Annotated in this window: 25 protein-coding genes; 4 read left to right on the top strand and 21 right to left on the bottom strand. The window is 63.6% G+C overall.

The genetic code is table 11. The features are described 5' to 3' along the window. Positions 1-34: 34 nt before the first annotated feature. Positions 35-1729 (bottom strand): DUF8094 domain-containing protein, encoded by a 1695-nt coding sequence (locus NG698_RS11620; RefSeq protein ID WP_252609858.1) that lies wholly within the window; start codon positions 1727-1729, stop codon positions 35-37. Positions 1730-1945: 216 nt separating this feature from the next. On the opposite strand from NG698_RS11620, the gene NG698_RS11615 reads away from it, so the two are divergent. Continuing rightward, a complete protein-coding gene (locus tag NG698_RS11615; protein ID WP_252600079.1) occupies positions 1946-3265 on the top strand; it encodes an AI-2E family transporter in 1320 nt (439 codons plus the stop codon). A gap of 54 nt (positions 3266-3319) precedes the next feature. On the opposite strand, the gene NG698_RS11610 is transcribed toward NG698_RS11615, so the two are convergent. Together NG698_RS11610 and NG698_RS11605 are read right to left on the bottom strand one after the other, a co-directional pair. Next, on the bottom strand, positions 3320-4120 hold the full coding sequence (locus NG698_RS11610) for an alpha/beta hydrolase (protein WP_252600080.1): 801 nt from the start codon (positions 4118-4120) through the stop codon (positions 3320-3322). Positions 4121-4218: 98 nt separating this feature from the next. Beyond that, entirely contained in the window at positions 4219-4575 is a 357-nt protein-coding gene (locus NG698_RS11605) for an Rv1322 family protein (protein ID WP_252600081.1), read from the bottom strand. 37 nt (positions 4576-4612) lie between these two features. Here NG698_RS11605 and nucS point away from each other — a divergent pair, with 37 nt between their 5' ends. Both nucS and NG698_RS11595 read left to right on the top strand, forming a co-directional pair. Then, positions 4613-5308 carry an endonuclease NucS gene (nucS, locus tag NG698_RS11600; protein WP_104061289.1) on the top strand — a complete coding sequence of 232 codons (696 nt, stop codon included), beginning with the start codon at positions 4613-4615 and terminating at the stop codon, positions 5306-5308. A gap of 338 nt (positions 5309-5646) precedes the next feature. Further along, the gene (locus NG698_RS11595; RefSeq protein ID WP_011692441.1) at positions 5647-5850 is read left to right on the top strand and encodes a cold-shock protein; all 204 of its coding nucleotides are present in this window, start codon (positions 5647-5649) and stop codon (positions 5848-5850) included. Positions 5851-5992: 142 nt separating this feature from the next. On the opposite strand, the gene NG698_RS11590 is transcribed toward NG698_RS11595, so the two are convergent. The 14 genes from NG698_RS11590 to NG698_RS11525 all read right to left on the bottom strand — a co-directional run bounded on the left by NG698_RS11590 (position 5993) and on the right by NG698_RS11525 (position 19440). Then, positions 5993-8542 (bottom strand): bifunctional lysylphosphatidylglycerol flippase/synthetase MprF, encoded by a 2550-nt coding sequence (locus NG698_RS11590; RefSeq protein ID WP_252600082.1) that lies wholly within the window; start codon positions 8540-8542, stop codon positions 5993-5995. Then, the gene (locus tag NG698_RS11585) at positions 8539-9846 is read right to left on the bottom strand and encodes an alpha/beta hydrolase (RefSeq protein ID WP_252609856.1); all 1308 of its coding nucleotides are present in this window, start codon (positions 9844-9846) and stop codon (positions 8539-8541) included. Before NG698_RS11585 ends, NG698_RS11590 begins: the two co-directional genes overlap by 4 nt. 4 nt (positions 9847-9850) lie before the next feature. Further along, entirely contained in the window at positions 9851-10282 is a 432-nt protein-coding gene (locus NG698_RS11580) for a DUF2550 domain-containing protein (RefSeq protein WP_252600084.1), read from the bottom strand. 10 nt (positions 10283-10292) lie between these two features. Next, complete coding sequence (locus NG698_RS11575; RefSeq protein ID WP_056349400.1) at positions 10293-10577, bottom strand: F0F1 ATP synthase subunit epsilon; 285 nt, start codon at positions 10575-10577, stop codon at positions 10293-10295. 1 nt (position 10578) lies between these two features. Then, complete coding sequence (gene atpD, locus NG698_RS11570) at positions 10579-12033, bottom strand: F0F1 ATP synthase subunit beta (RefSeq protein ID WP_252600085.1); 1455 nt, start codon at positions 12031-12033, stop codon at positions 10579-10581. Positions 12034-12113: 80 nt separating this feature from the next. After that, a complete protein-coding gene (locus NG698_RS11565; protein WP_252600086.1) occupies positions 12114-13007 on the bottom strand; it encodes a F0F1 ATP synthase subunit gamma in 894 nt (297 codons plus the stop codon). A 74-nt stretch (positions 13008-13081) separates the two neighbouring features. Beyond that, on the bottom strand, positions 13082-14719 hold the full coding sequence (gene atpA / locus NG698_RS11560; protein WP_252600145.1) for a F0F1 ATP synthase subunit alpha: 1638 nt from the start codon (positions 14717-14719) through the stop codon (positions 13082-13084). Between the two features lie 83 nt (positions 14720-14802). Continuing rightward, positions 14803-15630 carry a F0F1 ATP synthase subunit delta gene (locus NG698_RS11555; protein WP_252600087.1) on the bottom strand — a complete coding sequence of 276 codons (828 nt, stop codon included), beginning with the start codon at positions 15628-15630 and terminating at the stop codon, positions 14803-14805. Further along, positions 15630-16187 (bottom strand): F0F1 ATP synthase subunit B, encoded by a 558-nt coding sequence (locus NG698_RS11550; RefSeq protein WP_252609854.1) that lies wholly within the window; start codon positions 16185-16187, stop codon positions 15630-15632. The genes NG698_RS11555 and NG698_RS11550 overlap by 1 nt, the downstream gene beginning before the upstream one ends. 56 nt (positions 16188-16243) lie before the next feature. Beyond that, on the bottom strand, positions 16244-16459 hold the full coding sequence (gene atpE / locus NG698_RS11545) for an ATP synthase F0 subunit C (protein ID WP_056349415.1): 216 nt from the start codon (positions 16457-16459) through the stop codon (positions 16244-16246). Positions 16460-16538: 79 nt separating this feature from the next. Then, the gene (gene atpB, locus NG698_RS11540; protein ID WP_056349417.1) at positions 16539-17339 is read right to left on the bottom strand and encodes a F0F1 ATP synthase subunit A; all 801 of its coding nucleotides are present in this window, start codon (positions 17337-17339) and stop codon (positions 16539-16541) included. Positions 17340-17420: 81 nt separating this feature from the next. After that, complete coding sequence (locus NG698_RS11535) at positions 17421-17759, bottom strand: hypothetical protein (RefSeq protein WP_227008120.1); 339 nt, start codon at positions 17757-17759, stop codon at positions 17421-17423. Then, the gene (locus NG698_RS11530) at positions 17752-18234 is read right to left on the bottom strand and encodes a Cg1360 family ATP-synthase-associated protein (RefSeq protein WP_252609852.1); all 483 of its coding nucleotides are present in this window, start codon (positions 18232-18234) and stop codon (positions 17752-17754) included. Before NG698_RS11530 ends, NG698_RS11535 begins: the two co-directional genes overlap by 8 nt. A gap of 93 nt (positions 18235-18327) precedes the next feature. Next, positions 18328-19440, bottom strand: coding sequence for an MraY family glycosyltransferase (locus NG698_RS11525; RefSeq protein ID WP_252565138.1), 1113 nt, complete (start codon positions 19438-19440; stop codon positions 18328-18330). 293 nt (positions 19441-19733) lie between these two features. Here NG698_RS11525 and NG698_RS11520 point away from each other — a divergent pair, with 293 nt between their 5' ends. Then, complete coding sequence (locus tag NG698_RS11520) at positions 19734-20630, top strand: glycosyltransferase (RefSeq protein WP_252609850.1); 897 nt, start codon at positions 19734-19736, stop codon at positions 20628-20630. Here the strand turns inward: NG698_RS11520 and NG698_RS11515 are convergent. The 4 genes from NG698_RS11515 to prfA are packed head-to-tail and all read right to left on the bottom strand — an operon-like array spanning position 20627 to position 24156. Then, positions 20627-21385 (bottom strand): WecB/TagA/CpsF family glycosyltransferase, encoded by a 759-nt coding sequence (locus tag NG698_RS11515; protein WP_252609849.1) that lies wholly within the window; start codon positions 21383-21385, stop codon positions 20627-20629. The two genes, NG698_RS11520 and NG698_RS11515, sit on opposite strands and share 4 nt — an antisense overlap. Continuing rightward, positions 21382-22185: an L-threonylcarbamoyladenylate synthase gene (locus NG698_RS11510; protein WP_252600091.1), complete on the bottom strand. Its 804-nt coding sequence runs from the start codon at positions 22183-22185 to the stop codon at positions 21382-21384. Before NG698_RS11510 ends, NG698_RS11515 begins: the two co-directional genes overlap by 4 nt. 15 nt (positions 22186-22200) lie before the next feature. Further along, on the bottom strand, positions 22201-23070 hold the full coding sequence (gene prmC, locus NG698_RS11505; protein ID WP_104061165.1) for a peptide chain release factor N(5)-glutamine methyltransferase: 870 nt from the start codon (positions 23068-23070) through the stop codon (positions 22201-22203). Positions 23071-23082: 12 nt separating this feature from the next. Then, positions 23083-24156, bottom strand: a complete 1074-nt coding sequence (gene prfA / locus NG698_RS11500; RefSeq protein ID WP_058932004.1) for a peptide chain release factor 1 — start codon at positions 24154-24156, stop codon at positions 23083-23085. Positions 24157-24237: the final 81 nt, after the last annotated feature.

The following is a 24237-nucleotide window of genomic DNA, read 5'->3' as shown; positions in this document are numbered from 1 at the left end:
GGGGGTACTGCATCAGGGACTGGACCCTGCGGGCCTATTTGAAGCTTGCGCCTACCAGCCCGCGCGTTGCGGCCACCAGCTTGATGGGATCCGTAGAACCTGCCGGCGGAACGTAGACCGCCATTGATTCAGCAAAGTTCAGGACCATGCCGGTGGTGGTTTCCTTGCCGCCGGCGAGGGCCGCGGCGTCGTCGCCGATGGTGAGCTTGTCACCGGAGGCTTTGGGCGTGCCATCAAAGCCGAAGTTGATCCGGCCCAGCACCAGCGCCCCGCCGTCGGCCGTCCGGAACACCACAGTGCTTTCCGGTACTACCTTGTGGGTGAAGGAGAAGTTGCCGTTTTCGCCGGACTTGACTACCTCGGCCTGGTAGGAGAGCGTGTCGGCGATGTACGGCGAGGATGCGCCCTCCACCAGCTTGTCCTTGAAGCTCGACTCTGAATTCGTCAGGCGGTCGGCCAGCCCGGCCAGGGCTTCTTCGCCGCTGTACAGCAGGCCGGATTTGTCGTTGGCGGCCAGCGTGTCGGTGCCGTTCCGGCCGATGGCGGGGAACGTAGTTCCCGGCTGCAGCGGGGTGGTCTCGGTCAGCTTGTAGTTCTCCCGCGGGGAGGGCTGGACCAGGGTGAGCAGCTGCGGGACGACGTTGCCGTCACCCTGCGTAACGGCGAGGACTGAACGCGGCCAGCTGCGGTCGCTGGTGACCACCGTGGTGAGGAGCTTGGTGGAACGGACGGGCATCCGGGCTTCATAAGTGCCCACCTGGGAACGGATCTTGTAGTTCTGCGTACGGACCTCAAGCTCCGTCCCGGCTACGCGCTCTGCGAGCTTGGCTGCGTCCTTTGCGGCGTCACCGGCGTCGGCGGTGCTGGAGACCTGCTCCAGGATCCTGCGGAACTGGGCGTCCAGGAGGACCGGCGCGGCCGCCTGGGCGGCCTCCGGCGATGCTGATTCGGGAGCCGGCGCGGGCGTGGTGGCAGCGTTCGCAGCAACACCCGTTCCGGCCACAACAAGGGCGGTCACTGCGGCGGTGACCATGCCGCCGGACACCATGCCGAGCCGTGAGGCGGACCTTGCCTCGGCCTTGGCCCGGGCGCGCCGGGCGAACAGGCTTCCCGTGCCGTTGCCTTCGCCGTCCCGCTTGCGTGCAGACAGGACCACCAGGGCAATGCCGGCGAGGATCAGCAGGCCGCCAATCACCATAAGCGGGATGGCCCACGGGGTGGCGGTGTCATTCGGGAACGTCATGGAGATCGACGACGGTGCGGGCTTGGTGCCATCGGACGCCAGCAGCAGTGACCATTCGCCGTCAGCGGGCGGCGTCCACGAGTACTCCAGCTCACCGCTCGCGTTCTCAGTGGAAACCCAGAGATCGGATCCGGACGGATTCGGCGCCGTGGCGTCGCCGTTGGCGTGCTCAACCTGCAGGGATTTGTTGTCCTCGGAAACCCCAGTGATGGTGTTGTGGGCCGTCGGGCCCACCCAGGCGTCCACGTCGTCAGGCCGGCCGGCCGCGAGCATGAAGTTGCCGTCGCCTTCGACCTTGATCTTCACCGTTCCGCCCTGCGCAGTGCGCAGGTTCTGGTCGATGATGGTCAGTGGCGCCTCCGCGGCATCTGCCGGGGCGGAAGCCGTAAAGGTCTCGGAGGGAGCCCAGATTGTCTTCTGGCCAATACCGGCCAGAAGTGTCAGGAGGCCTAGCAGCACGAGTGCAACTGCAGTCTTGAAGCGCAAAGGAAACACCTATCATTCGCGGGGGTTTACTTTCAATAGTAACCGTTTTGTTACCAGAACCCCCGTTGGGGCGCCAGCGGAGTCCGGAATCGGCGGCGCCCAGGCGGCCCGGCGGGCGCCCTCGCTCCTGTTGGCAAGGCTGCTGATAGTGTTTGCGATGATCATCACACCGGCCCGCAAATGCGGCGCCACGCACGGAACAGGCCCCAGAATCCAGTGACTGACAAGACGGAAGAGTCCTCCACGGGACACGAAAATCAACCGGCCGCTGGCGCTTTGGAATCCTCGCCGGGCACGCCTGCGACGGCGAAGCGACGGGGCTCCGCAGCTGCGGCCCTGGGCCAGCTTGTGCGGCGCCTGCGCCAGCCGCTGCCGGGCGCCCAGCCCAGGCTCCGGTTTGAGATCCCGCCGGAATACAACCACACGGAAGGACCTGCCGCCACCGAAGACGGCGAGACTGGCGGGAGAGCGGCGCAGTTTGGCCGTCCGGGTCCCCGGATGTCGATGCAACATCCCCTTTACATGGGCTTCATGGGCACTGTTGGAGTGGGCCTTGCCCTGCTCGTCTACTGGATCGGCTCCAACACCACGCAGCTGCTGCTGTGGATTGTGGCTGCCCTGTTTATAGCCCTTGGCCTGGAACCCGTGGTCGGCTGGCTGGAGAACCGCCGGATTCCCCGCCCGGTCGGCATTCTTCTGGCCGTCCTGGTCCTGGTGGTGGCTGTGGGAGGGTTCTTCGCTACCCTCATCCCCACCATCGTGGAACAGGTCACCCAAATTGTGGTGCAGGCACCCACCTGGGTACGGGACTTCATCGACTCTGAGTTCTTCCGCAACGTGGATGACCAGTTTGGTGTGCGCGACCGCATCAACGAGGAACTCGACAAGTTCGTCAACAACCCCGAGGCGATGGGCGGGATCTTCGGTGGCGTGGTTGGCTTCGGTTCCACCCTGGCCAACGGTCTCTTCGGCACGTTGATCGTCCTGGTCCTGAGCCTCTACTTCCTGGCAGCCCTCCCGGCCATGAAGAAGTGGGGCTACCGGCTGGCGCCGCGGTCTCGCCGGGCCCGGGTTGAAGCCCTCTCCGAGGAGATCACCCGGTCCGTCGGCAACTACGTGATCGGGCAGGCCTGCGTGGCATTGCTCAATGCCACGTTCGCGTTCATCGTGATGTCCATTGTGGGTGTCCCGTTCGCCCTCTTGCTGGCCTTCGTGGTGGCACTGCTGGCATTCATCCCCCTGGTGGGCGGCATGATCGCCGGCATCGTGGTCCTGCTGATCGCCTTGACGGTCGGGTGGCAGACTGCCGCCGTCTACGGCATCTGCTACTTCGCCTACCTCCAGTTCGAGGCCTACTTCATCTCGCCGCGCATCATGCAGAAAGCCGTGGCCGTGCCGGGCGCCGTCGCCGTGATCTCCGTGATTGCCGGCGGCAGCCTGCTGGGAGTCCTGGGGGCGCTGATCGCCATCCCGACGGCGGCGGCCATCCTGCTGCTGGTCAAGGAGATCTACATCGTCCGCCAGGACAAGCACTAGCGGACAGGCGCCAGCGGACAGCCACCAGCGGACAGGCACTAGTAGCGGCAGCCGCTAGGCAGCCGCAGTGGCCACCGGGCCGTTCCACACCTGCGGCAGGCCTTCGGGACCGGAGCCTGCCTCCGTCACCTCATCGACGATTTCGTTGAGCACGCGGGAAGCGTATTTCTCCCCCACCCAAAGGTGCTTGGCGCCGTCGACACCCACCACCCGGGCCTGCGGCACCAGGCTGAAACGTTCAGCGGCGGCGGCGGGCTGGAGGTAGTCGTCATGCTCCGGCACGAGGACGGTGAGCGGCTTGGCGGAGTCCGCCCAGAGACGCAGGTGGGCGTCGGTGGCGCGGTGCAGCGGAGGCGACAGCAGGACGGCACCTTCAATCTGGCTCGCCACCGGCTCAACGGCACCGTACATCAGCGCCAGTTCGGTGCCGAAGGACCAGCCCACCAGCCAGCGGTTGGGCAGTTGGCGTTCGACGGCGAAACGTACCGCCGCCTCAACGTCCTGCCGCTCGCCGATCCCCTCTTCGAAGGAACCTGCGCTGGTTCCCCTCGGCGACTCGGTCCCGCGCGTGTTGAAACGAAGCACAGCCACGCCGGCCAGGGCCGGAAGCCGGTAGGACGCCTTGCGGTACACGTGCGAGTCCATAAAACCGCCGTGCGTCGGAAGCGGATGCAGGGTGATCAGCGTCGCGGTGATCTGGCCGGACTCGGGCAGCGCCAATTCCCCCACCAGGGTGTGGCCATCCTCCGTGCGGAGCTCGATGTTCTCGCGCCGGGCCGGCAGCACCGTTGACGCGCGGATGGGTGCGGGCCCTGTTGGCTGGCTGAATTCGTACGACGCCGGATCAAAAGTCATGCCTGCCAGCTTAGCGACTCCCGGCGTCCGCAGGCGCAGTGCGCTGGCTCTTAACGCGGCTTCTGCGGGGCGGAGCCGTTCGCCCGGGCTATTCCGAGTCAGCGGTATCGGTACGTCCGGGACAGCCAGCAGTTGGTGTGCCAGTGGCGGCGCTCAGCCAGGCCTGCGGCCGCACCGAATATGTGATCGTCCTTCCAGACCACCAGGTGGGCGATGCCGGGGACCACAGCGGTGGAACAGCCGGGGCAAATGTAGGTCTTTTCCGCGTTCCTGGCGGTCATGGTCCTGACCGTCCACTCGCCGTCGGGCGCGCTTTCCCGGCGGGCGATTCCAGCCCGCGCCCGCTCCAAATCCAACTCCGGAACGTCGCCGTTGCCCTTCTTGCCGGCAGGCTTTCCGCCAGCTACGCCCGGCTTTCCGGAGGCAGGGCGGCGGGGACGGTTGGAACGCGGCATGCCTCCATTCTCCCCCAGCCCCGGTAGTGTGTACGGCGTGCGACTTGTCATAGCCCGATGTTCAGTTGATTATGTTGGCCGGCTCAAAGCCCATCTCCCCCTTGCCACCAGGCTCCTGCTGGTCAAGGCCGACGGCTCGGTGCTGGTTCATTCCGACGGCGGCTCCTATAAGCCGCTGAACTGGATGAGCCCGCCCGCCACCCTGCGGGTGTCCTCGCCGGAGGACATTGACCTGGAGCTTGGCGTCACGGAACAGTGGACCGTCCAGTCCGCCAAAACCGATGACCGCCTGATCATCAACATCCACGAGCAGCTGCACGAGAGCGCCCACGACCTTGGGGTGGACCCCGGTCTCATCAAGGACGGCGTCGAAGCCGACCTCCAGCGCCTGCTTGCCGATCAGATCGAGACCCTGGGCTCAGGTTTTTCGCTCATTCGCCGCGAATACTTCACCGCCATCGGCCCGGTGGACATCCTGGCCCGCGACGCCAGCGGGGCCACGGTGGCCATCGAGCTGAAGCGGCGGGGCGACATTGACGGCGTGGAGCAGCTCACCCGCTACCTTGAACTCCTGAACCGCGATCCGCTGCTGGCCCCGGTCCGCGGCATCTTCGCTGCCCAGCAGATCAAGCCGCAGGCCAAGGTGCTGGCCAACGACCGCGGCATCGACTGCATCACGCTGGACTACGACGCCATGCGCGGTGTGGACGACAGCGACTCCCGGCTTTTCTGAGGGCCCGCAATCCGCTTTTCTGACGCCGAGTTCCGCTTTTCTGACGCCGGATATCCGCACCGATGACGCCTTCGACCCCCTGACAAGGGGATTCATCCGTTTTATACCGCAAAATTTGCCGTATTGGCCGTTAAGACCGTTGACCTGACGGAATCGGCGTGAAATTCTTAGACCAGTCTTTGTGTAGGTGTTTTTCATGCTCGCAAGACATGTTGCGAGCGCGAAGCTCCTGCAGCGCAGGTTCCCAGGAACGGCATTGAAGGATTCTTCTCGCGGAGTGACCGAGTCCGGCACGAGGTGTGCCGGACTTAGACAAGTTCCATAATGAGGAGAAATAAATGGCACAGGGAACCGTCAAGTGGTTCAACGCTGAAAAGGGCTTCGGCTTCATCACCCCGGATGACTCCGATGGCGATGTCTTCGTTCACTACTCGGAAATCCAGACCGGTGGCTTCAAGACCCTCGACGAGAACCAGCGCGTTCAGTTCGAAATCGGTCAGGGTGCCAAGGGCCCCCAGGCTACCGGCGTAACGCTGGTCTAGTCCCCCGCCCGGCGGCCGCCATCTGTGTGGCCTCCAGCGAAGAAAAGATCCCCGGCATCCGTGCCGGGGATCTTTTCTTTGTCCGCAATGTCTTCGTCCACCGTGACTTTCCAGTCGCAAATCGTTCGGGCCGCTGTGAGGATCAGCTTCCCTGGCCCACCAGGCCCCGGACCAGCCGTGCCCCCTGCCGCAGCGAAAGGCCGGGCAAATAGGCCCGGGTGAGCGCCCGTCCGATCGCCGGCAACTGCAGCGGATCCTGGTAGTACAGGTAAAGCGTCCGGTACTCGGGTTTGAAGCGTGATTTGAAAGCCGCCAGGGACCGGAATCCGTAGACCGGTTCGAGGGCGTGGCCCACCACATCGAGGATGCGGACGAGGTTCTCTGCCGGCACCGGCTCCCCCGGCGTTTCGTCGCCGGGCCGGCTGGCGAGCGGGGACCCGGAGAGCGAGATCACCTCCACGGATTCGCGCAACTCCAGGACCGCCGAAGCAATGAGGAACTCCATCACCCCGGGGAATCCGTCAGCGCCCCGGCGCATAACGTCCAGAGTGCGGCTGACCAGCGTCCCGCCGTCGTAAACGGGCAACCAGCTCGTGACCCCGTGCACGTGGCCGTCGCCGTCCACGGCCAGGCAGCAGAGCACTTCGTCGTCCATCAGCTCATCCATGCCGCCCAGCGTGAATCCCATTTCCGGAACTGATTTTCCTGCCGCCCATTCCTCCGACACTTCGCTGAGCCGGGCACGCAGGGCGGACGGAAGCCCGTGGTACGTGCCCCAGACGGCTTTGACGCCCATCTTGGCGGCGCGGTTGCGGGCAGTCCTGACGTTCTGCCATTCCTTGCCCGTGAATTCAAGTTGCCGGACGGACAGCCTGGTCTCCTGCGCTACCGACACGCGCTGGAAGCCCCGGTCCCGCAGCAGGGGCCACAGCGTGTCATCGCACGAGTAGAAGGCCGGGATGAGCGCGCGGTTGCCGCAGTAGGAAAGAAACCCTTCGGCAGTCCGCTGACGGGAGTCTGCCGCACCGAAGGGACCGGCCAGCGTCAGGGCAACACTGCCGTGCAGCTGGTAGGCGACGGCGCCGCGTGCATCCGGGCTGAACCAGTACCGGTTGGGCTCCCAGAGGGCCATCCACGACAGTGAATCGCCGCCCTCGTGCAACAGCTTCCGCGCGGCGGCCCTGTCGTCGTGGCCCGAATCGCTGCCATGATGCCGGCCCAGGAGCACGGACCAGACGCCGGCCAGGGCAACCAGCCAGAAGACCGGTCCGGAGTATCCAAAGATCAGGGACTCAAGGCCGTTCCGTTCAGCAAACACCCGGTGGTAGAGATTCGGCAGTGGGACCGGCAGATACTGCCTGGACAGTTCGGCCAGCAAGCCCAGCAGGCCGCCGTCGCGCGTCATTCCCCCAGCGGCAAACCAGGCCAGGGCGTAGCTCGCGGCCAGGAGGAGCCAGACGCCACCGACCACCGCCAGGAGCCGACGGCGGGCGGCAGGGATCGTCTCGACGCGGAACTGGCGGCGGTTAGCCCAGAGCAGGACCGCCAGCAGCAGTGGGACGATCACCAAAGGCAGGATGTGGGCAAAACCTGAACCCATGGCGGCTGTGTGCGGCCGCGCGGGATAGTGCGGGATCAGCGCGAACAGGGCCAGGTAGACGGCGGCCATCGCCGTGACGGCCAGCTGAAGGGCCAATGTGATGCGCAGTGCCATGCGGCGGCCGCGGCGCATTCCGTCAGCACAGATGAGGAGCAGAACCACCGGCACTACTGCCAGGGCGAGGCCAAAGGGTCCGGCGAAGCCCGTCCGCCCCACCTCCAGGCAGGATGCCACCACTGTTGCTCCACAGTTTGCTTCGAGCTGACCCAATGTGGGCATGGGGTTCAACACCACGTCCCGGAGCAGCGCAAGCGGGCCGGTGGGCGTCCGGGCAACGGCGGTAAGAATGGGTCCCACGGCAAACACGGCCACCGTGAGGGCGAGCAGGTTCCTGGTTTCCCTGCCGCTCGAGCGGGGCGGATGAAGCTGGCCGTGGTCGCCCTGGTTCCACCAGCTGGCTGCGAGACCCACCGCTGCACCTACCAGGCCGATGACGGTCTCGGCATGCCCCACATACAGGACCAGCAGGAGCGACACCGAGAGCAGCGCCGTCCGCAACCGGCGCCGCCACAGAACAGGGATCCTGCCGCTCGCGGCCAGCGACGCCGCAAGGATAGCGGCGTAGGGACCGATCAGGCTATTGTCGGCCATCAGCCCCAGCCAGCCGTCTCCCGCATACCTCGCCAACTGGGTCAGGAGCAGGAAGACTGTGACAGCAACAAACTGGCCGCCGAGGAAAAACGCCGCAGTCTGAAGGGGCCCAAGGTTCCTCTCGGCCAGGCCCAGCAGCAGCAGGATCATCAGGGACGCCACCAGGTAGGCCAGCGGGTTCGTGGCAAAGAACAGTGACGTCACCAGTGCCCACCAGTTGCCAGCCTTCAGACCAGGGGCGCTGACGCCTGCGAGGGATAGAAGCTCTTCCGGCGGTCCGCTGAGGAAGCTGCCGGTTGCCGCCCCGACCAACAGGAAAATGCCGAGGATGCTGAGCGTCAGTGGCACCGACCGCAGGTAGCCCCGCATTCTTCGGCCAGCCGGAAGCAGGACGGCTGACCAGAGCAGGGCCGGCGCACGGGATTCGCCAGCTTCCCTCATTTCGCCCACCCCCAGTGAGCAGCCAGCAGCTCAAGCCCGTTGTCCATGCCGGGAGTCAGCACGTCCCACGAATGGCCGGTGTGAGCCACCACGTCCGAGCCCACGGTGAGACCTGCCCCGCGGGCCGCCGCCTCAAGGGTCCGCAGATTTGCGACGAACTCCGCATCTGTGGCCCCGGCCGCGAAATACGCCACGCTGCCAGGATATTTGCGCTCCTTCAACAGCGTCAGCGGTATCTGGGCATCAAAGGCAGCGGTGTCGCCGTGGAAGGCCACATCAACCGTTTTCTGGCGTTCCTTGGCCAGCGCAGGCTCGCTCTCGCTGGAAAAGGCGAGAACACCCGTGTACAGCTCCGGGTGGCGGGTGGCCATCTGAACTGCGCAGGTGGCACCAAAACTGAAACCGCCGATGGCCCATTGCCGGTGGTCGGAGTCCACGTCCAACGTTCCCGAGATCCATGCCGGCACATCGACAGAGAGGTAAGTGTCTGCCTTGGCGATGGCGCTGTCCATGCAGAGATTGTTCGCTGACTGGTTGCCGTTGGGATCAACCACCACAACAACAGGCGCCGCTCCCCCATGCCGGGCGGCGAAAGTGTCCATGCGTGCCGGGAGCGACCCGCCGGTCAACCAGTCGGCAGGGCCGCCGGGCTGGCCGGGGACCAGAACCAGGACCGGAAGGCTGGGACGATTCGAAGCAAAGTAGGCCGGTGGCAGGTAGATGTACGAGTCGCGTGCCTGGAGACCCGAGGACGTTCCTGGAATGGATGCGGTGCGAACAACGCCGTCGGCAGGGATCTCATTGGAGGGTTTCCATCCGTCCAGGGGCGTGGCAGGGCTGTCCGGCTGGCGCATCAGCTCCTGTTCCAGGGCCGGGATGCGGCTCAGCGCCGTTCCTGTCAGGTCCGCAACTGTCCGGTTGAGGCCGAAATACGCGTTGATCTGAACCGCAGCCAGCAACACTACGGCCAGGAGGGCGAGCACATCGAGCGCACGGCGGCGCCACGACGCCGTGGAGAGCCGGAGCAACACCAGCAGGAGGGCGGCCACGGCCGGGAACACCCAGGCCAAGACGTCGAACGGCAGTTCTTCGGGGAAGGCAGAGGCCCAATAGATAAGGATCCAATGGACCAGGAGCACCACGGCGGCGGCGGCGGCAACAGCGGCGGCAACACTGAGGAACCAGCGGCGGCGGCCAAGGGCGCGCGGAGGCCAGATCAGGGACAGAGCCGCGGCGGCACCAAGGACCCAGGCGGCCCAGTACACCGGTCCGTCGGTCAACCGGATATCAGCAATCCAGTCCACGTGGCTAGCGCCAGGTACCCACGCCGATGACCGGCCCGGCTTCCAGCCAGGAGGACAGCCCCGCGTACGCATCGAATTTCATGGCCAGCCGCAAATCCTGGCCTTCGTACCGCAGTTCAACAATCACGACGTCGGGCTGGACCTTCACGGCCTCGGCCTCGGTGGGCTTGCGGCGGCCCAGCAGCTCCAGGGAGCTGCGCTTGAACTTATGTTTGGGACGCACACTCAGTGACAGCAGGCGGAACCATTCAAGGTCGTTATCCTGATAACGACAAACCCCCATCTGCCAGCTGTTTCCAGCAACGCAAATGGAGGCGTCCACTGTGCCAAGGGCGCGCCGCAGATTGAAGCGGCGCACCCCCGAAAGGCCCAGTGCGAAAATCAGCAATCCGAAAACGATTGCCAAGGAGATGAACGTAAAAGTCGGAGCGTCCATCAAGGTCGTGCTAGCGGATCCCAGCAGTAGCCGCGTCACCCAGTTGGGCGTTGTCAGCAACAATCACCACGCGGTTGTTGTCGACGGAGAAGAATCCGCCGTCAACAGCCACGGCAATGCGGTTCCCGGAAACCGGCTCGATGGCCAGTTCACCTTCGGCCAGGATCGCCAGCAGGGGCGAGTGGCCGGGCAGGATTCCGATTTCACCATCGCTGGTGCGGGCCTTGACCATCTTGGCCGCTCCAGACCACACGAAGTGATCCGCTGCGACAATCTCAACCTCAAGCTCAGCCATACTACTTGGTCTGTTCCTGGATCTTGGCCCACTGGCGCTCGACATCGTCCAGGCCGCCGACGTTGAAGAACGCCTGCTCGGCTACGTGGTCGAAGTCGCCGTCGCAGATAGCGGTGAAGCCTTCAACCGTGTCCTTGATGGTGACGGTGGAGCCTTCGACGCCGGTGAACTGCTTGGCGGTGTAGGTGTTCTGGGAGAGGAACTGCTGGATGCGGCGTGCACGCGACACGACGATCTTGTCCTCTTCCGACAGTTCGTCAACGCCGAGGATGGCGATGATGTCCTGGAGTTCCTTGTTCTTCTGCAGGATCTGCTTCACACGGACAGCCGTGGTGTAGTGGTCCTGACCGATGTACTGCGGGTCCAGGATGCGGGACGTCGACGTCAGCGGGTCAACGGCCGGGTACAGACCACGGGAAGCAATTTCACGGGAAAGTTCCGTGGTTGCGTCGAGGTGTGCGAAGGTCGTGGCCGGGGCCGGGTCGGTGTAGTCATCTGCGGGGACGTAGATGGCCTGCATCGAGGTGATCGAGTGGCCCTTGGTGGACGTGATGCGCTCCTGGAGGAGACCCATCTCGTCTGCCAGGTTGGGCTGGTAGCCCACGGCCGAAGGCATACGGCCGAGGAGGGTGGAAACCTCGGAGCCTGCCTGGGTGAAGCGGAAGATGTTGTCGATGAAGAGCAGCACGTCCTGGTTCTGCACATCGCGGAAGTATTCCGCCATGGTCAGAGCGGACAGTGCAACACGCAGACGCGTTCCCGGCGGCTCATCCATCTGGCCGAATACAAGGGCGGTGTCCTTCAGGACGCCAGCCTCTTCCATTTCAACCCAGAGGTCGTTACCTTCACGGGTACGCTCGCCGACACCGGCGAATACCGAGGTACCACCGAAGTTGCGGGCCACACGGGTGATCATTTCCTGGATCAGAACCGTCTTGCCCACGCCGGCGCCACCGAAGAGGCCGATCTTTCCACCCTTGATGTACGGGGTGAGAAGGTCAATGACCTTGATGCCGGTTTCCATCATCTCGGTGGAACCCTCAAGCGTCGCGAAGGCCGGAGCCTTGCGGTGGATGGGCCAGCGCTCGGTGATCTCGAGTTCCGACTCAGCCACGTCAAGCGGCTGGCCGAGGACGTTGAAGATGTGTCCCTTGACGACGTCGCCGACCGGCACGGAAATGGGGGCTCCGGTGTCCACGACAGCGGTACCGCGGACCAGGCCGTCGGTTGCCTGCAGGGAGATGGCGCGAATGACGTTATCGCCGAGGTGCAGGGCAACCTCGAACGTGATCGTCTTGGTCTCACCGTTGAGGGTAATCTCCGTGGTGAGGGCGTTGTAAATCGAGGGGATTGCGTCAGCCGGGAATTCGACGTCGACAACCGGGCCAATAACACGTGCAATACGGCCGGTAGCACCGGTCGTCGCGGCTACGTGTTCGGTAGCAGTGGCAGTCATCTCTCTCACTTCACTCAGTAGATGGCGTAGGGGTTAAGTTTACTTTGGTGCAGGTACAGCTGGATCCGGGCTCGTGGAGGCTAGGACGCGTTCAACGCGTCAGCACCGGCCACGATCTCGGAAAGCTCCTGCGTAATTTCAGCCTGGCGGGCAGTGTTGCGCAGACGCGTGAACTTCTTGATGAGGTCCGTGGCATTGTCGCCGGCGGACTTCATTGCCCGCTGGCGGGCAGCGAGCTCCGAAGCTGCTGCCTGCAACATGGCGGCGAAAATGCGTGACTCGATGTAGCGCGGGAGCAGGGCATCAAGAACCTGCTCCGCTTCCGGCTCGAATTCGTAGAGCGGCAGGAGGTCCGACTCGGACGCCGCCTGCTCTTCGACAACCTCAAGCGGAAGAAGACGGATAACCGTCGGCTCCTGCGTCACCATGGACTTGAAGCGGGTGTAAACGACATGGATCTCGTCTACGCCGCCCTCTTCGTAGTCTGCAGCGAAGGCTTCGAGCAATGCCGCGCCGACCTCACGTGCAGTTCCAAACTCCGGCGCGTCAGTGTTGCCGGTCCACACGCGCTCGTAAGAAAGGTTGCGGAAGTCGAAGTACGCCTGAGCCTTGCGGCCCATCACGTACGTCTTGACTTCTTTGCCCTCCTCGTGGAGCAGCTCGGTGAGACCGACCGCCTGCTTAAGCACGGTCGCCGAGTAGGATCCTGCAAGGCCGCGGTCTGCACTGATAACCAGAACAGCTGCCCGGCGGATTTGCGTCGGCTCGGTGACCAGCGGGTGGTCGATTTCGCTCTGGCTTGCAACAGCAGAAACGGCACGCGTAATCGCGTTTGCGTAAGGCAGTGAAGCCGCTACGCGTGCGCGGGCCTTGCCAATGCGCGAGGTAGCGATCAGTTCCATCGCCTTGAAGATCTTGCGCATCGACGTGGTCGAGCTGATCTTCTGGCGGTAGACCCGAATCTGGGCTCCCATACTTTTCCTTTCCTAAGATCCCGGTGGCCGGGACTGCCGGAACCTCGGGGTTCCGACAGTCCCTGCCAGCGAAACTAGCGCTTCTGCTTGACGATCTTTTCCTGGTCTACATCGGCTTCCGAGATAGCTTCGTGCTCCTCGTGGCCGGCGCCTACCAGGCGGTTGTCACCTTCACCGAAGAAGCCCTTTTTGAAGGCCACAATCGCGGTCTTCAGTGCTTCAGCGGTGTCATCGTCCATAACGTTGGTCTGCGCCAGCGTGGTCAGGATGGAGGACTTGTGCTTGAGGTGCTCCAGGAATTCGGTCTCAAAGCGGTTGATGTCCTCAACCGGAACCTCGTCGAGGTGGCCGTTGGTACCTGCCCAGATGGACACAACCTGGTTCTCGATCGGGAACGGTGAGTACTGGCCCTGCTTGAGCAGTTCCATCAGGCGGGCGCCGCGGGTCAGCTGCTGGCGCGATGCGGCATCGAGGTCCGATGCGAACATGGCGAAAGCCTGCATGTCGCGGTACTGGGCCAGTTCCAGCTTCAAAGTACCGGAGACCTTCTTCATGGACTTGACCTGCGCAGCACCACCCACGCGGGACACAGAGACACCCACGTCGACGGCCGGACGCTGGTTGGCGTTGAAGAGGTCCGACTGCAGGAAGATCTGGCCATCGGTAATGGAGATCACGTTGGTCGGGATGTAGGCAGAGACGTCGTTTGCCTTGGTTTCGATGAGCGGCAGGCCGGTCATCGAGCCGGCACCGAGCTCGTCGGAGAGCTTGGCACAACGCTCCAGCAGGCGGGAGTGCAAGTAGAAGACGTCGCCCGGGTAGGCTTCGCGTCCCGGCGGGCGGCGCAGCAGCAGTGAAACTGCACGGTAGGCCTCGGCCTGCTTGGAGAGGTCATCGAACACGATGAGGACGTGCTTGCCGCCGTACATCCAGTGCTGGCCGATGGCCGAACCGGCGTACGGTGCCAAGTACTTGAAGCCTGCCGGGTCAGACGCGGGGGAAGCCACAATGGTGGTGTACTCCAGTGCGCCGTTGTCCTCGAGGGTCTGACGGACAGCCGCGATGGTGGATGCCTTCTGACCGATTGCCACATAGATGCAACGCACCTGCTTGGTCACATCGCCGGAAGCCCAGTTGGCCTTCTGGTTGATGATGGTGTCGATGGCGATAGCCGACTTGCCGGTCTGGCGGTCACCGATGATCAGCTGACGCTGACCGCGGCCGATCGGGATCATGGCGTCGATAGCCTTCAGACCGGTCTGCATCGGTTCGTGAACCGACTTACGCTGGGTCACGCCGGGCGCCTGGAGTTCCAGTGCACGGGTGGTTTCGGCCTTGATTTCGCCGAGGTCGTCGATGGGCTGGCCCAAGGGGTCAACCACGCGGCCGAGGAAGGCGTCGCCTACCGGTACGGACAGAACCTGACCCGTGCGGTGGACTTCCTGGCCTTCTTCGATTCCGGTGAAGTCACCGAGTACGATGACACCGATCTCGCGGACGTCAAGGTTCTGGGCCAGGCCCAGTGTGCCGTCTTCAAAGCGAAGCAGCTCGTTCGCCATGACCGAGGGAAGGCCCTCAACACGGGCGATGCCGTCACCTGCGGTTGTTACACGGCCAACCTCTACGCGCTCAGCGTTTCCGGGTTCGTAGGACGCCGCGAACTCGTTCAACGCATTACGGACGTCGTCGGCGTTGATGGTCAATTCGGCCATCTGCAGTCCCTGCTCTCCTGTTTTCGTGATCATCGTTGCTCACGATGACCGGGGTTTCGTTTCGTTAAGTTGTGCTTGTCCGGCTATCCGGCCAGTTGGCGGTGAAGCTGTCCCAGCCGGGTTATAACCGAAGCGTCGAGCACTTCGTCACCCACCTGGACACGGATTCCGCCGATCAGTTCAGGATCAACGGTGATGTTGATCTTGAGCTCGCGACCGTACAGGGAATTAAGCCCTGCCTGGAGGCGAGCGAACTGCGTCTCCGTCAAGGGACGGGTGACGCTGACCGTTGCAATCCAGCGCTGTTGCCGTTTGGCTGCCAGCTCGGCGAACCGGGCTACGAGCCGCGTCGGCTTGATGCCGCGGGGCTGGGAAACTGCCTGCGCGATGAGGACTTTTGCTTCCTCGCCTGCGCCGGGATGCAGCTTCTGCGCCAACCCGGTCTTCGCTGCAGCACTGGCCTGCGGCTCAGACAGAGCACGTTGTACCTCGTGGTTGGAGGCAACGGCCTGGTTGAAGGAGAACAGATCGTTCTCCAGCTCTTCCAGCCCAGAGATTCCGGAGGCAGAAACGGCCGACTTGTTTTCAGCAACGGCGATAACCACCGTTGCTGCAAGCGTCTCGAGTGCATCGCCGATATCTCGGGCCGATGCCCAGCGTGAACTGGCCAGTCCGCCCGCGATGTCCGCAGCCTCAGCGGAGACTTTTCCGCCAACAAGCTGCCTGACAAGCGCCGACTTTTCGTCACCGGTGCGGGACGGGTCAGTCAGGGCGCGGCGCAAGCCAGCCGAGCTGTCCACCGTTCCCAGGATTCCGAAGAGTTCCTTAGCCAACTGCAGCGAGGCCAACGGAAGCTTTGCTTCCAGTTGGGTCAGCGCCGTGGTCAGCGATTCGCTCGATACACCTGACATTACTTAGCTGCACCTGCGTTCTGGTTCTCCAGATCTGCCAGGAAGCGGTCAACCACACGGGCAGAACGCTCGTCATCGTTGAGTGCTTCGCCAACGATGCGGCCTGCCAGCGTGGTGGCCAACGTGCCTACCTCGGAGCGCAGAGACACAACTGCGGCCTGGCGCTCCGATTCGATCTGCACGTGTGCCTGGGCCGTGATGCGGGCAGACTCAGAGGCGGCCTTTTCCTTCAGATCTGCAAGGATCTGGGCGCCTTCTGCACGGGCTTCCTCGCGGATGCGGTTGGCCTCGGCACGGGCATCGGTCAGCTGCTGCTTGTACTCTTCGAGTGCTGCAGAAGCCTCTGCCTGCGCCTTTTCTGCCTTGGCAATGCCACCTTCAATGGCCTCGGCACGCTCTGCAAACGTCTTCTCGAACATCGGGACAACGAACTTGACCACGATGTACATGAGGACAGCAAAGCCGGCGAGAACGACGCCCATTTCCCAGACGTTGGGAACGAGCGGGTTGGTCGCCTCGGCGCCTTCCACGGCGGCTGAGATGATCGTTTGATACATAATTCACCCGTCCTTATCTACTCGGTTCTGGATGTTCGCTTGGTTCTGAAGTCAGACTAGAGAACGAAAGCGAAGACCAGGCCGAGGATGGCGAGGGCTTCAGTCAGGGCGAGGCCGAGGAATGCGATCGGCTGCAGGACGCGCTGGGCTTCCGGCTGACGTGCTACGCCGTTGATGTAAGCAGCGAACACGAGGCCAACACCGATACCACCGCCGATTGCGGACAGTCCGTAGCCGATGAGGTTGAGGGAGCCGTTGATGGTGCCTTCCATTTTTCTTCCTTTCAAGATGCCATCTATGTGGCAGGTTGTTTGGGTTGCTTCATCCCCGTGAGGGGAAGTTTGTGGGTGCCTAGTGGCTGTCCGCGTGCAGGGCGCCTTCGATGTAAATGGCGGTCAGCAGCGTGAAGACGTAGGCCTGCAGGGCCATGATCAGTGCTTCCAGCATGTACATGGCAACTGCGCCGGCGATGACCAGAAGGGAGGTTCCCTTGAGCAGGATGTTCTCCTGCATCACCAGGAACTCAATGCCGGAACCGGCGATCATGACGATCAAGTGTCCTGCCAGCATGGTGGCAAAGAGACGGAGGCTGTGTGTGACCGGCCGGACCAGGAAGTTCGAGATGATCTCGATCGGGATCACAATCGGGAGAATGTAGACCGGGACGCCGGACGGCACGGTGGCCAGCTTGAAATACTTCAGGCCGTTCTTCTTGATGCCGATGGCAATCCAGGTGACGTACACAATGCCCGCGAGGACATAGGCGCCGCCAACGTGCGAGAAGCTTGGGAGCTGGATCACGGGAATGGCGCCGTAGATGTTGTTCACCAGAATGAAGAAGAAAAGGCTGAACAACAGCGGGACATACTTCATGAAATCTTTGCCGCCGATAATGTCTTTTGCAATGCCGTTTCGGACAAAGCCATAAGCCATTTCACCAGCGAACTGGAGCTTGCCGGGAACAAGCTGCTGCTTCCGCGCAGCTAGCAGAAAGAATGTGGCGATAATGACGACCGATAGGATTACCAGCAGCATCTGCTTGGAGAATCCGTCAGCCACCCCCCACGGCAGGATTGCCGGCAGGTGCATTTCTTCAATTCCAGGAGGATTGAACTCTCCTGAATCTTGGGCCGGGAGCGCAAGCGCGATCAACGCGTTTCCTCTCTGCAGTGTCCATCATTGGGCGTTGGTCGAGGACCCGCGGAATTGTGCTCCGCAGCTCCCCCTGTGAAATTATTTGGCATTTGTGTTTCCGTCCGCGGACGGGCCGCTGTCTGCGCCGCTCTTACCTGCCGTGGTTCTGGAACTGGTAAGGCCATGCATGTGGGAAAGATAGAAACCTCCGAGAGCTCCAAGCAGAGCGCCTGCGAGCACGATCCAGCGGGTTCCCCACAGATAATCCAGACCCCACCCTATCAAACTCCAGACGATGATTCCGCCAATAATGTAGCTAAAGACGGCCATTCCGGCGTTGTATCCGCCGTCGTTGTTTTCGGCCGACACCCCCGGCGTGGGCGCAGCGTTCTTGGGCACGGAGGAACCGTTTTTCGCTGTTCGTTTCCGATCAGGCATCGTTCGGCTCCTTGGGCTCGGGGTCGTTGTAAATCTGCAGGCGCGCCTTGCTGAAGCCATAGATTTCGGCAGCCTGCCAGAAGACAACAGTGGCAACGGCACCAATCAGGAACCATCGGTCGTGAAGCCAGGCAGGTGCTCCGATCACAAACAGGACAACCGCGAAACCCACGACCTTGACAAAGTAGGTGGCCGCGAACATTCCGATGGCACCGGAGGGGTTGTTGCGCCCCACGAAGTGGCCCACGAGAAGACTGATGGCGAAGAAGAGCATCACCAGGAGGCCGCCCAAAGTACTGGACAGAACGCCGCTGGGGCCGTTCAGGATCACAGCCGGGATGCCCGCCAGAATCAGTGCGCCTGCACCGGCAGCTGAACTGAGTGCGAGGAGGCGAAGCCACAGCGAGCGCGTGGGACCGGAAACACCAACGGGTCCGCTGCCGGACAAACGTCCGGGTTCGGCGTTGGAGGTCATAAGATCCCAATCGTCGGCGCCCTGGGGCTGGGTGGAGGGGCAGCTTGGGCTGCCCCTAAATTCTACACGAGATAGAAATAAATCCGAACGCCGTTACGCCGGCGACTGGTCACTGTGGCGGCGCAGGTAAGGCCAGGCCGTAATCAGGCCCATGACCAGCGTGGCGAAGATGTCGGCGGCCAATACAACTTGCCAAGGGAAGACTGCAAAGGCCAATCCCCCGAAGGACAGGACGGCGGTCCAGAGGTACATCAGGATCACGGCCGTCCGGTGCGAGTAACCGATATCCAGCAGCTTGTGGTGGAGGTGGCCTCGGTCTGCGGACCATGGCGAACGTCCCCGCGCTGTCCGGCGGACGACGGCGAGGCCCAGGTCAAGCAGTGGCAGGAACAGCACGGCGAAGGGCAGCAGAATCGGTATGACTGTGGAGATACCGTTGGCGCGGTCGTACAGCCCTGAGGTGATCTGGCCTGTGGAGACGATGCCGGCGGCTGCCATCAGCAGGCCGATCAGCATGGCACCGGAATCGCCCATAAAGATCTTGGACGGGAACCAGTTGTGCGGCAGGAAGCCGATGCAACTGCCAACGACGACGGCGGTGAGCAGGGTGGCCAGGTCCGAATAGTCCAACAGGACGGCATTCCGGTGCACCCAGTACGCCGTGAAGAAGAAGGCAGTTCCGCCGATGATGGCCACGCCGGCGGCCAGCCCGTCGAGGCCGTCAATGAAGTTGAAGGCGTTCATGGTTGTCACGATGAGCCCGGCCGTAAGCACGACGCGGAGCAGTTCGTTCTCCAGGTAGATCGGCTCCGGAACCCACGGGACAATGGTCATCCGGACGCCCCAAATGGCCACCACCAGGGCTGCGGCGCTCTGGCCGATGAGCTTCACCCACCAACGGATATCCAGGAGGTCATCCGCGATCCCCACGAGCACGATCAGTGCCGCGCCCGCCAGGACGCCCCACGGCGAGAAGTTGTTCCGGTAGATGTCCTTGACGAAGAAGGACTGGCTGGCCACGAGGAGGGCCACCAGCACGCCGAGGAAGATGGCAACCCCGCCCAGCCGGGACACCGGCGTCGTATGCATGTCACGGCTGCGGATGGGGGCGTGGAGTTCAAGCCGGTGCCCGATGACGCGGGCACCCCAGGTGGCTCCGTAGGACACGACGGCAGCCGTCAGCCCCATAAGCAGGTACATAATCATGCGATAGCGGCCGTTTCGTCGGTGTGCGGCGCAACCCTGCGGGTGCGCACAGGCATGGACAGCGGCCCGAACAGGTGGTCCTCGATCGATGGGCTCACTGGCGGGGAATCTGACTTTCGATAAATGAAACTTCTCCGTCGCCGGGCGCGCAGCAGGCAGTGCTTGGTGCCTTACAGGGCTGTATTACAGTGGACTCTAGTCAAGATACTAGCGCCAACGGCTCCATGGCTTCGCGCCACACTGGCGCATTGCGAGCGGGGAATCCCCTGAAGGCCATGCTGAAAGGAATCCCCATGACCGTCCGGGTTGCAGTTGCCGCCGTGACATTTAACCGTCATAAAGAGCTGTCCGTCCTGCTGGACGCCATTAATGCGCAGTCCGCGGCAGTGGACACCATCTGCCTTGTCGACAGCGGCACGGACCCCGCACGCGATGTTGCCGCGCGGCACCCAAATGTTGATTACGTCCGTTCCGAAGCGAACCTCGGCGGGGCAGGCGGCTTCGCCCTCGCCGCGCTGAAGGCGGTGGCCAGCGGAGCCAAATGGGTCTGGATGATGGACGACGACGCCGAGCCGGCAGATCCCGAATGCCTCGCCACGCTGCTGCGTGAGGCTGAGGCACGCGACCTTGAAGCCGTGGTCCCGCTGGTGGTTGCCCCCGGCCATCCCGACCGGCTGTCCTTCTTCTTCCGGCTGGACGGGAAAGTCACCCATGACCGGGCCGAACTGGAAAAAGTAGGTTTCCTACCCAACGACGGACACTTCTTCAACGGTGCCCTGATCAGGTCCGACGTGTTTTTCAAGGTGGGCCTGCCGGACATGCGCCTCTTCATCCGCGGCGACGAGGTGGACTTCACCATCCGCCTCCGCAAGGCGGGCATCCGGTTCGGCACGGTGACCACCACCGCCATCACCCACCCGCATGCGTTTTCCGAGACGAAGCACGTCTTTGGTGCACGATGGCATGTGATCGTGCCGGATTCGGCGTTCAAACGTTACTACTACTACCGCAACCGCGGGTACCTGATCCGGCGCTATTTCCGGGTTAAGTCGCTGGTGGCCGACGTCGGCGGCTATCTTGGCTACTTTGCGCAGCGCCGTGACCTGAAGGGACTGCTTGCCTGGGCAAGTTCCTTCTCGAAGGGACTGCGTGCCAAGGGCTTCGCGCCGCTGGAGGACCAGAAGTTCTAGGACACGCGCCGCAGCCGGCGGCGGGCCAGCAGCCACAGCAGCACCCACGGCTCGCCAAACACGCGGTACGCCACGCGGCGGGGATGCAGCAGCAGGCGCCATGCCCACTCAAGCCCGAGCCTCCCGAGCCATCGAGGTGCAAGCTTCTGGATTCCGGCCAGCTGGTCGATAGCGCCGCCCACCGTGCAGTAGATGGCCGGCGGGAGCGTGTCGAGCTGGCGCTGCAGCACTGATTCCTGCAGCGGCATTCCCAACCCGAGCAGGACGAGCTGGGGCTGCTGCTCCGCGAGCCAGCGCACAGCGGCCGTTTCGACGTCGTCGTTCCAGCCTTCGCCGGGCAGGCCCGCTATCGTGGCACCGGGAACAATGCTCCGGAGTTTTTCGACAGCCAAGGCGTTCGCCTCGGCGCCGGCGCCAACCACCGCAATCCGCTTCAGGCCGGCAACCTTGCCCAGGGACGGCAACCAGTCCGTGGAACCCAGCCGGTACTCCATGACCGGCCCCACGGCATTCCCCGTCCGGCTCCACAGCCAGAGCACCGGTGCCCCGTCGAGGAGCACCACGTCGCTCTCCTCATAAACGGAACGAAAGCCGGCGTCGGAATGTGTCAGCGTGACACTGTGCAGGTTATGTCCGACGACGGTCCGCTTGGTCCCGTCGGCGACGAACCCCGCCAGCACCTCAAGCAGGTCGTCAACCTTGAGCGGCGTGGCGTCCACGCCCAGGACGGGGATGTGCTGGCGTGCCAGGCTCACCCGTCAGTCTCCCGAACCGGCGCGGACGGCTCGTTGGCAGCTTTTTCAGCTGCCGGCTCTTCAGCGGCCGGCCCTTCAGCGGCTGATTCGGCCGGCAGAGCGACTTCTTCAGATTCTTCCTCGGGCTCAGCCATCGGAATCTCGCCCAGGCCCAAGACGCCCGGAACGTGCGCCCGGAGTTGCTCCAGGGACACAGCGCCGTTGCGCACCACGCGCAGGAGCGTCCCGGTGGCATCCACGATTGTGGAGGGCACGGCGTCAGTTCCTTCCACAGGCCGGAAACCGCCTTCGAGGTAGACCTCCACGGACTCCGCGAGCTGGGCACGTGCCTCCGCGGCGGTCTGTGCCGGCGGCTGGCCGGTCCGGTTGGCGGAGGAAACGGCCAGCGGACCGGTCAGCGTCAGGAGTTCCTGGGCCACCTCGTCGGCGGGCATACGCAGGGCCACCGTTCCCTGGGTCTCACCCAGGTCCCAGTCCAGTGACGGCTGGGCGTGCAGAATCAGGGTCAGTCCCCCCGGCCAGAACGCCTCGGCGAGCTTGCGGGCATCAGCGGAAACATCTGTGGCCAGGCCGTCCAGCGCGTTGATCCGGGGAATCAGTACCGGCGGCGGCATGGTGCGGCTGCGCCCTTTGGAGGCCAACAGCATGGTGACGGCCTGCGGCGAAAAGGCGTCGGCGGCAATTCCGTAGACCGTGTCCGTGGGGAACACCACGCACTTCTTTTCGCTGATGGCACGCTGGGCATGCTCCAGGCCAAGGGCGCGCTGATCCTCGGACGTGCAGTTGTAGGTTGTGGTCACTGGCCTATTCTTTCATCACTCGTGGTGCGGACCGGCAAGGACGGCGCTCGTGGCGCGTTCCTTGCCGTTGAGGTCCAGGTGCGTGGTGATCTCCCGCCAAGCACCCGTCCGCTGCATCATGCCGGCGATCCAGCCGGCCTGGACTTCCGCGTGTTCCATCACGAAGTAGCCGCCGGGAACCAGCAGCCGGGCAGCCGAGGCGGCCGCCGCCGTCGGAAGTTCCATGCCGTCCGCTCCCCCGCCGTACAGGGCTTCGGGAGGATCGTGCAGGGCAACTTCGGGTTCATTCGGGATGGCTTCGGCGGGAATGTAGGGCGGGTTGGAGATTACGACGTCGAAGGTTCCGTTAAGTTCCGGCAGCGCGTCGCGGAGGTCCCCCAGCACCAGCTTGACGCCCAGGGGCGCCAGGTTCCGGGCCGCCCACGCGTGCGCGAACGGACTGTATTCCACGGCGTGGACTTCAGCGCCGGGCACCTCGTGGGCGATGGAGCCGGCTATTGCGCCCGAGCCCGTGCCCAGGTCAACAATCCGCGGGTGTGCCATCCCCTTGACGTGGTCGATGACCAGCTGCACAACGGACTCTGTTTCCGGCCGGGGGATAAAAACCCCCGGCCCGACGGCGAGCTCCAGATACCTGAAGTGCGCCACTCCGGTGATGTGCTGCAGCGGGATCCGTTGGGCCCGTTCAGCGACAAGTTCGGCATAGCCAACAGGCGCTGGAGTGTCCCCCAGCATCATCGCCCGGAGCCTCCCGAGCCCCACACCAAGCAGGTGGTCCGCCAGGAGTTCCGCGTCGACGCGGGGGCTGGGGACCCCGGCGTCCCGGAGGATCACCGTGGCCTCGCTGACGGCAGCCGCGAGGGACTGCCCAGACCCGAGTGTCATGGGTGCCGGCGGCTAGTCGCCGATGGCGTCCAGGCGTGCCTGTTCGTCCATCTCGATGGCGGACTGGATGACCGGTTCCAGGTCCCCGTTCATGACCTGGTCCAGGTTGTAGGCCTTGTAGCCGGTGCGGTGGTCCGCGATCCGGTTTTCCGGGTAGTTGTACGTGCGGATGCGCTCAGAACGGTCCATGGTGCGGATCTGGGATTTACGCTGGGCCGAGTTCTCGGCGTCGATGATTTCCTGCTGGTGCGCCAGAATGCGGGCGCGGAGCACGCGCATGCCGGCTTCGCGGTTCTGCAGCTGGGATTTCTCGTTCTGCATGGCCACCACGATGCCGGTGGGAAGGTGCGTGATACGGACAGCGGAGTCCGTAGTGTTCACGGACTGGCCACCGGGACCCGACGAGCGGTAGACGTCGATCTTGAGGTCGTTCTGGTTGATGTCCAGCTCTTCGGGCTCGTCAACTTCGGGAAGGACCAGGACGCCGGCGGCAGAGGTGTGGATGCGGCCCTGGGATTCGGTGACGGGCACACGCTGCACGCGGTGGACGCCGCCTTCGAACTTGAGCCGTGCGTAGACGCCCTCGGCAGGATCGTTCGAGTTGCCCTTGACGGCCATCTGGACGTCCTTGTAGCCACCGAGATCGGATTCGTTGGCCGAGATGAGTTCAGTCTTCCAGCCGCGTGATTCCGCGTACCGGGTGTACATCCGCAGGAGGTCGCCGGCGAAGAGCGCGGCTTCGTCGCCGCCTTCGCCGCCTTTGACCTCCAGGATCACATTGCGGGCGTCGTCGGGGTCCCGCGGAATGAGGAGCCTGCGCAGCTTCGCAGAAGCCTGCTCCAGCGCTTCTTCCAGCACGGGAACCTCGGCAGCAAACTCAGGGTCCTCCGAGGCCATTTCCTTCGCAGCGGCGAGGTCGTCCTCCAGGGCATGCCACTTGTTGTATGCCTCCACGATGCCATTGAGCTGCGCAGAACGCCGCCCCAGCTTCCGGGCCAGCCGCTGGTCAGCATAGACAGCAGGATCACCAAGCTGCGCCTGGATAGCATCATGCTCATCAAGCAGGCCCTGTACGGACTCAAACATTTTCAAAACCTCTTTCGACTCTTACAAGTCTAGTTTCACGAGACTTAACGACGAACCGCTCAAAATATGCCGGCCAAAGGG

The organism is Pseudarthrobacter raffinosi (assembly GCF_023913735.1).
Lineage (GTDB): Bacteria > Actinomycetota > Actinomycetes > Actinomycetales > Micrococcaceae > Arthrobacter > Arthrobacter raffinosi.
This window is presented reverse-complemented; position numbering and strand designations above follow the sequence as displayed.